We start from the raw sequence: 7,868 nt of genomic DNA, 5'->3' as shown, positions 1-7,868 counted from the left end.
GACCAATGCTTCTGCCGAATCATTCAATGCAAAGATTAAAGCGTTTAGATCCCAATTTCGTGGCGTGAAATGCGTAAAGTTTTTCCTATACAGGCTAACTCAATTGTATGCTTAAAAATGACTACTCCACAACTTTTGGTATTGATCCAAAATTTGGCGAAGTTCAAAAATAGCTTATACACCTGATAAACAGCAATTTAAAGCATAAAAAAACCGGAAAGAATGTTTCAAAAAACTATCTTTCCGGCTTTGTACCCAGCGCCGGAGTCGAACCGGCACGGTTTCCCACAGGTGTTTGAGACCAGCGCGTCTACCAATTCCGCCAGCTGGGCATTTGCTTATTCAGCGGGATGCAAATGTATAAATTAAGCACTTAATTCGCAAATTTTATTTGCTTCTTTTTATGTCTGATCTGATTTACTAAAACCTTCACCTTTTAACACATTACCTAATAACAACTGGTTCAATTGTTTAACTTCTTTTTTACTCATTTTCACATTCATTGGCAGATAAACTAAATTTTGAAGTATTAGCTCATTTGAGGTTTTTGGCGGCAAACCCGTGAAACCTATCTTAACTAAACTAGAGGCTTTTGACGTTGCATCGAATCCTTTTTCTCTTAATTTATCGATTAACAGTGATGGATTAGCCGCTACTATCGGAATTACCCAATGTGTATGCCTTAAGTTTGCAGCACCAATAATATTTTGCGAATCAACATTCAATAATAATTCGTTAGCCAGTATTTTCCTTTTATGAATACGAGATTGATCAAAATCACTCACTTTATGTTGCAACATGCACAAATTGGCATAACATGGCCTGTATTTGATTTTCTCCATTACATCTGCACCAGGAAAACCTCTTGTAAAACCAGTAATAAATGCATCAAAGTCTTTACCAAATTGCTTGCAAAGCCAATAAGCTATGGTAAATGGCCATCTTGCGACAAGAATGTTAATCAGGGTAGCAATAATTATTTTTTTGAAGTATCGATTACCTTTTTGCACCGGCAGCCTATTGTTCAATATTTTTACCGCAGCCAGTAATTGCTCGTTTCTAATCTGAAGTATCGCACCACTTAAGGCTGTATTTGTCTTAATTAGTCCAAAACTGAACAATACCACGTCCGATTTTAAATCCCCTTCATAAACTCCATCATAAGCTTGCGCACAATCTTCCATTACGATCAGATTATGCAATTTGGCTATGTCAAGCAGTGCTTCGGTATCCATTATGGCACCAAATAAATGGGTAATGAGCAGCAGCTTTGTTTTGGGTGTAATAGCTGCCGCTATCTGTCCGGCGGATATACCTAGTGTATTTATATCTATAGGTAATGGTATAACTTTTAAATGATGGGCTGCAATAATTGCAAACATATCCGGGATGTTAATATCTGCAACCAGTATTTCGTCACCAGGTTCAAGATTTAGTGCTTCTAATACGAGATGTAAACCTGTACGAACAGAAAGACAGGGCAACTGCTCTTCAGGAAACCGGGGTTGTTCTTTTTTAAAACCGCTAGCACTACCAATACAGTATAATGCACCCTTAAAAAGTTCGGTAAAACGGATATCTAACCTACCTCTGGCGATCATTTGTTAAGCGCATATGACACAAAGGTAAGTAATTTGTGTAATGGGCAATTAGTTTAGGGGTCTTTCATCTTTTAATTTGCGATCAACCACAAAGGGCATAAATGGCAAAAGTGATGCTAAAAAGATCAAAACGGCTTTACCAAACTTCCATTTTTGCTCTTGCCAAGCTAAAACTAAGGTAGCTGCATATAAAACAAATAATAATCCGTGCGCCCATCCGGTATATTTTACATACAAAGGAAGATCTGCAAAATACTTTAACGGCATAGCTACAAATAATAAAAGCAAATAGGATATGCCTTCCGCTACGGCCACTTTACGAAAAATTGAAAGAGAACTATTCATTGATCTGATTGTTTGCTCCGAAAGTAAAACAAAGCTTTTGCCTATCAAAAACTAAAAAATGATTTTACAATCGGGTGTCTTACAAAGGTCGAAGGTGGAAGGTTTAGGGCTTTCCATCTTTTAACCGCAGAAGACACAAAGAAAAGGCACAAAGTGCACAGCGTGGGGCGCTTATTTTTTACGCTACATCTTCGGACCTCCGACTCCCCGACTTCAAACTTCTTCCATCTATTTCGGCAAGCGTTCCCTAATCCGATCAACGTATTTCTGCCGGTAAAAATTATCCTTAATCAAAGGCAATAGTGCATCAGATGCTGTTGGGTTGCCATCAAAACGACCTATCAGATCATTCAGTTCGTTAGCCAGGTCTTGTTCTATGGCATCAACATCTCGTTTTACCTGCGCTAGCTTTTCGGCATCCGGCTCGAATTCCAAATCCATTAAGGCCTCGTTTACATCCATCATTTCCATTAGAAAAGATTGGGGCAGTTGATAACCTTCATCTGTTTCTACAATCCCTTTTAACTCGAGCACGTATTTTAAGCGTTTTTTAGCATTACTCAGTGTCTGGTAAGCCTTATTGTTCAAAGTTGACAGATCGAGCACTTCTTGCTGCTTCTCTTCGCTTTCATTGGCATAAAATCGGGATGAAACTGCTTGCTAAATGCATAAAATTTTGTTTTAACTGCATTTTGATCTGGATTAAACTGGATCGGTAACGCGTAAAAATCGAAATAATTACTATCTGTTGTTGCTGCGCTCATGGTGCATATTAAATTAAAAAGCCGCAGATGTTCAGATTGATTCGTCAAATCTGTGCATCTGCGGCAATTATATAAATTTGGTTTTACTTACCGAAAGATTTTAGAATATCATTACCAAAAGCAAACACCATTAAACAGATCAAGATCACAAAACCCACAATTTGCGCCTTTTCCAGCACTTTTTCGCTTACAGGCTTACGTTGTACCATTTCGATTAAAAGAAATACTACATGGCCTCCATCTAAGCCTGGAATAGGCAATAAATTCATAAATGCCAATGCCATCGAAATTAATCCTGTTAAAGTCCAGAATTTAACCCAGTCGAAAGTACTGCCGTACACCTTGGCAATCCCTATCGGGCTGCTGATGTTACGTGCACTTAACTTTCCGGTAATCATTTTGCCAATGCCTTTTGCATTATCTACAAAAGTACTCCATGCCATAGTTGCACCAACTGGTAACGACTCTATAAAGCCAAAATCTACATGTGCAGTTTCAGGCATTTTTAGATTAGGGATAATTCCAATCGTTCCATCTTTGCTTACTTTAAGATCGAACTTTACTTCTTTGCCTTTGCGTAGGGCATTAATGGTAATTGGTTTTAATTTGTTTTTAGAAACCTCTTCTTTAAACTGATCGAAGAAAGTAATCTGTTTTCCATTAACCGATAAAATACTATCGCCCGGTTTAATTCCTGCAGCATAAGCTGGATATACGGGCTTCTCGAACTTCCTGCCAAACAGCTTATCAAAAAAAGATGGTTTATCTGCTTTTTCATCAGGTGCACTTACCTTTTCTACACTTTCCATCGCATATCTGGGCGAGATAAAATTCTCTTTATCGTTTTTCGATATTTTATTTAAAATGATATCCGGAACAGAAATGTAAAGTGTTTTATTCTCCCTTAAAATGGTCAGCTGAGCTCCATCAAACAATACTTTGCTCGATATAGCATCTTCAAAACGGATTAACTTGTTGCCGTTGATGGCTAAAATCTTATCTCCGTTTTTTAAACCAATTTCTTTCCCAATTGCGCCTACAGAAATACCATCGTTCAGTTTGCTGTTAACGGTATAATTTTGCCCGACGTTAAAGGTTAACATCCAGAAGATAAAAATACCTACAATTACGTTTACGATAATACCACCAAGCATTACGATTAAACGTTGCCAGGCTGGTTTAGAACGGAATTCCCATGGCTGAGCAGGTTGAGCCATTTGCTCAGTATCCATACTCTCATCAATCATTCCGGCAATTTTTACATAACCGCCAAGTGGCAACCATCCCACTCCATATTCAACATCACCTCTTTTGAAACTAAAAAGCTTGAAACCCCAGGCATCAAAAAATAAATAAAACTTTTCTACTTTAATACCAAATGCCCTGGCTGCCAAGAAATGCCCTAATTCGTGTAATATTACCAATAAAGACAATCCGAGCAGCAGCTGCCCCGCCATAATCAATCCATTCATATTCTCTTATAAAATTTTATGTTAGATGTTAAACTATACTTTTTGTTACTAATTCGCCGGCTAAGATACGGCTATGTTTGTCAGTTTCTAAATAATCACTCAATTGTGGTTTTTCAACAAAACTGATTTCTTCCATACACTGTTCAATAACCTCGCTCATCTGCAGAAAACCGATTTTGTCCTTCAAAAATGCTTCAACAACAATTTCATTCGCAGCATTTAAAATACAAGGCATATTCCCTCCTTTTCGTAAAGAAGTGAATGCCAGGTCTAAATTCCTGAATGTTTCCATGTCGGCTTTTTGAAAGCTAAAGTTTGGATAATCTAGGAAGTTAAAACGTTTAAAATTGTTTTTTAGCCTATCGGGATAATTTAAAGCGTACTGAATAGGCAGTTTCATGTCCGGAACACCCATTTGTGCTTTCATAGATCCATCGGTAAACTGAACAATTGAATGCTGCTCCTCGCCTACCAAACATTGAAATATTGCTGAATGCTCTGAATCGACCGGTAAAATTTTAACCTGATGTTCCGTTGCCAGTTGTGTAATCAGTTCGCCGGCTACCACCAAGGTTTCTTTGTTGGCCAAAGCAATATTTTTTCCAGCCTTAATGGCAGCAATAGTAGGTTTTAATCCTACGGAGCCCATTAATGCCGTTAATACCATATCACTATCATCATAGGCCGCAACTTCTGACAAGGCGGCTTCGCCTGCCAAAACTTTAATATTTAGCGCAGACAAAGCAGTTTTAACTTCGCCGTACTTGCTTTCATCACAGATTACAACAATGGCTGGCTTAAATTCCATCGCCTGTTGAATAAGTAATGCCGAATTCTTTAGTGCAGATAATACAACAACTTTAAATGTTGTGGGATGATCCCTTACCACTTCTAGTGCTTGTGTACCTATACTTCCTGTAGAACCTAATATGGTTATTCTTTTCAAATCGTTTTTAATATCGTAACGCTTAAGGTTAAATTAAGCATTTTATTCATTCATTTTATCGTTCACCCGCTTTTGTCATTCTGAAAAGCATCTGTTGAGTAATCGTCATCTCGACTGCGTTGCATTTCGCTCCAATGCTGTGGTTCGTGTCTCCACGAACTACTTTTCCTCATTTCGTTTCGTGAGGACACAAACCGAGGAAGATTAGTTAAACAATATACCTCTCCAACCCATCCGCCAATTTCCGATCATTACTCAAGCGTGGCACTTTATTCTGTCCGCCTAACTTTCCTTCACTTTTCATGTAGTTAACAAAAGCATCTTTTTGCAAAGTACGTATAATCAATGGCTGAAGGATGTTCCCTTCAATCAGGTCAAAGTAATAAATATTTTTCTTTTGCAAAGCCTCATCAACCTTTTTGCTGAAAGCTGTCATGTCTTTTGGTGCAGACGAAAACTCTACRAACCACTCGTGATAAGGCAATTGACCGGCTTCCGGATTAACCTGGGGCGCAACTGTAAATTCTGTAATTTCTACCTGTTCTTCATTGGCCACGCTCAAAATTGCCTGTTCTACCTCTTCTCCTATTACATGTTCGCCAAAGGCAGATATAAAGTGCTTAATCCGTCCGGTTACCACAATTTTGTAAGGATTTTTCGAAACAAACTTCACTGTATCACCTATACTGTAACCCCATAAACCTGCATTGGTATTTAAAATTAACGCATAGTTCGTATCTAGTTCAACCTCAGCAAGCGATAACCGTGTTGGATTATCGTTGTAATACTCATCGGCAGGAACAAATTCGTAAAAAATCCCCGCATCGGCCAGCAACAATAGTCCTTTATCTTTTTGTGAATCCTGGTAGGCAATAAAGCCCTCTGAAGCTGGGTAAGTTTCTATAGCATCAATTTTCTTCCCGATGCTTTGTTCAATTTTTGCTCGATAAGGCTCAAAATTTACACCGCCATAAATAAACAGGCTAAAATTCTTGAATATTTCGGCAATTTTCTTCCCTCCTGATTTCTCTGAAAGTTTATCGAAATACATCTGTACCCAAGGTGGAATACCAGAAATCAAGGTCATATTTTCATTAATGGTTTCCTCAACAATGGCATCAACTTTTTGCTCCCAATCTTCGATAATATTGGTTTCGTAAGAAGGCAATCGGTTCTTTTGCAGATAGGCTGGCACATGGTGTGCCACAATGCCCGATAAACGCCCAACATTGATTCCATGTTTTACACTTAAAACCGGACTCCCTTGCAAAAAAATCATCTTTCCGTTTACAAAATCAGCTTTGCCTGTTTCATTAATATAAGTTAAAATGGCATTACGGGCAGCTTTGATATGCTCAGGCATCGATTCTTTCGATAGTGGAATATATTTTACGCCTGAAGTGGTGCCTGATGTTTTGGCGAAATAAAGTGGTTTGCCTTTCCAAAGTACATCATCTTCGCCTGCCACTACACGATCTACATAGGGTTTTAATCCTTCGTAATCTTGAACGGGAACATGTTTTTTAAAATCAGCATAGGTTTTAATCTCAGCGAAATGATGATCTTTTCCGAATGCAGTATTTTTAGCCTCATCAATTAACTTTTTCAGAATATTATGCTGAGCATTTAGGGCATTATTTTTCCATTTGTTAATCTGCCAAACTGCAAATGCCGCAAAGGGTTTACTTAATGCTGCTTTTAATCCCATACTAAACTGAATTTTGAATGATTGAGTGATTGAATATAAATTCTACCCTAAACGATATTATGTAAAATATCTGGATGCTCATCGCCTTTATATTCGCTCGAAATTTTGCGGTATGCAACAGTTAAGGCTACACTCGAAAGTGGAACAATTATAAATGAACTTAAAATATTTACAATAAAAGCCACCAATGGCCATTGCAGGTAGTTTAACAGCAGATAAATTAAATATCCTCCACCTAAAACCACCAATAACAATAAAATCTTCGTGAAATTTCCTTTAGTGGTAGCCAAACTCAATTTAATCGAATCGAATGGCGTTGCACCCTTATCAATAATAAAAAACGGAAAAAATGAAATTCTTAACCAAGTGATAAAAATGGCAATAATACCAACTGAAATGGCCACGTTTTTAACGATTGTCACATTAATCCCAGTATAAATAAAAGGAAAAGCAACCAGGATTACCACCAGATAAACCCCAAGGATACAACCTACAAAATAAAGGGTAGCTACCAGGAACCTGATAATTTGTTGCCTGGTTGGAAGCGTATCCACAATTTTCACATCGTTTTCTTCATCGTCCATTAAATGGAAAATGTATTTGAAAAGCGAAAGATTGATGGTAAAATAAAGCAACACAAAAATAATCACCATAATTACACTCAAGGCCTTACTTACATCCTTAATAAAAAAGGCCATTAAGCTCGAAGCGCTTGCGGTGATAAACATCAGAAAACATAGTGTAGCAATCGAGAAATAGTGTTTCTTGGTAATGCTCCACGCCTTTTGGATTACATCATTAACGGCGAACGTACTTTCTTTTAGGTAATTTATCATTGTTGTTTGAATACCACTCGTTTAAATAAATCCTGTATAAATCCTAAACCATAAGCGGTTAATTGGATAAATGAAGATATAATGCTCAAAAATGCAACTTTTAACGATTTATTTACAGACCATGAATGAAAAAATATCAACATAAAGTAAATCAATAAGAAGAAGTTACAAACATATGCCAATGGAGGATATATAA

General features: G+C 37.5%; 7 protein-coding genes, 1 tRNA gene and 1 pseudogene. All 9 read right to left on the bottom strand.

Annotated elements, in window-relative coordinates; all coding sequences use genetic code 11:
• Positions 1 to 252: 252 nt before the first annotated feature.
• A tRNA-Leu gene (locus tag AC1DPQ_RS17705) sits at positions 253 to 332 on the bottom strand.
• A gap of 69 nt (positions 333 to 401) precedes the next feature.
• A complete protein-coding gene (locus tag AC1DPQ_RS17700; RefSeq protein ID WP_477584738.1) occupies positions 402 to 1,601 on the bottom strand; it encodes an aminotransferase class I/II-fold pyridoxal phosphate-dependent enzyme in 1,200 nt (399 codons plus the stop codon).
• A gap of 48 nt (positions 1,602 to 1,649) precedes the next feature.
• Positions 1,650 to 1,946: a DUF3817 domain-containing protein gene (locus AC1DPQ_RS17695; protein WP_477584739.1), complete on the bottom strand. Its 297-nt coding sequence runs from the start codon at positions 1,944 to 1,946 to the stop codon at positions 1,650 to 1,652.
• 228 nt (positions 1,947 to 2,174) lie between these two features.
• On the bottom strand, positions 2,175 to 2,534 hold the full coding sequence (locus tag AC1DPQ_RS17690; RefSeq protein WP_477610397.1) for an iron-sulfur cluster co-chaperone HscB C-terminal domain-containing protein: 360 nt from the start codon (positions 2,532 to 2,534) through the stop codon (positions 2,175 to 2,177).
• Positions 2,535 to 2,793: 259 nt separating this feature from the next.
• Positions 2,794 to 4,182, bottom strand: coding sequence for an RIP metalloprotease RseP (rseP, locus tag AC1DPQ_RS17685; protein ID WP_477610396.1), 1,389 nt, complete (start codon positions 4,180 to 4,182; stop codon positions 2,794 to 2,796).
• Between the two features lie 28 nt (positions 4,183 to 4,210).
• The gene (locus AC1DPQ_RS17680) at positions 4,211 to 5,128 is read right to left on the bottom strand and encodes a 1-deoxy-D-xylulose-5-phosphate reductoisomerase (RefSeq protein WP_477610395.1); all 918 of its coding nucleotides are present in this window, start codon (positions 5,126 to 5,128) and stop codon (positions 4,211 to 4,213) included.
• A 208-nt stretch (positions 5,129 to 5,336) separates the two neighbouring features.
• Positions 5,337 to 6,836, bottom strand: coding sequence for a GH3 auxin-responsive promoter family protein (locus tag AC1DPQ_RS17675; RefSeq protein ID WP_477579291.1), 1,500 nt, complete (start codon positions 6,834 to 6,836; stop codon positions 5,337 to 5,339).
• Positions 6,837 to 6,883: 47 nt separating this feature from the next.
• A complete protein-coding gene (locus AC1DPQ_RS17670) occupies positions 6,884 to 7,672 on the bottom strand; it encodes a hypothetical protein (protein ID WP_477579289.1) in 789 nt (262 codons plus the stop codon).
• A pseudogene (locus AC1DPQ_RS17665) lies at positions 7,669 to 7,868 on the bottom strand (glycosyltransferase); the annotation flags it as partial. The gene AC1DPQ_RS17670 and the pseudogene AC1DPQ_RS17665, both read right to left, overlap by 4 nt.

Source organism: Pedobacter sp. 01T416_2 (assembly GCF_056398925.1).
The sequence above is the reverse complement of the archived record's forward strand: the minus strand, read 5'-3'. Positions and strand labels throughout refer to the sequence as shown.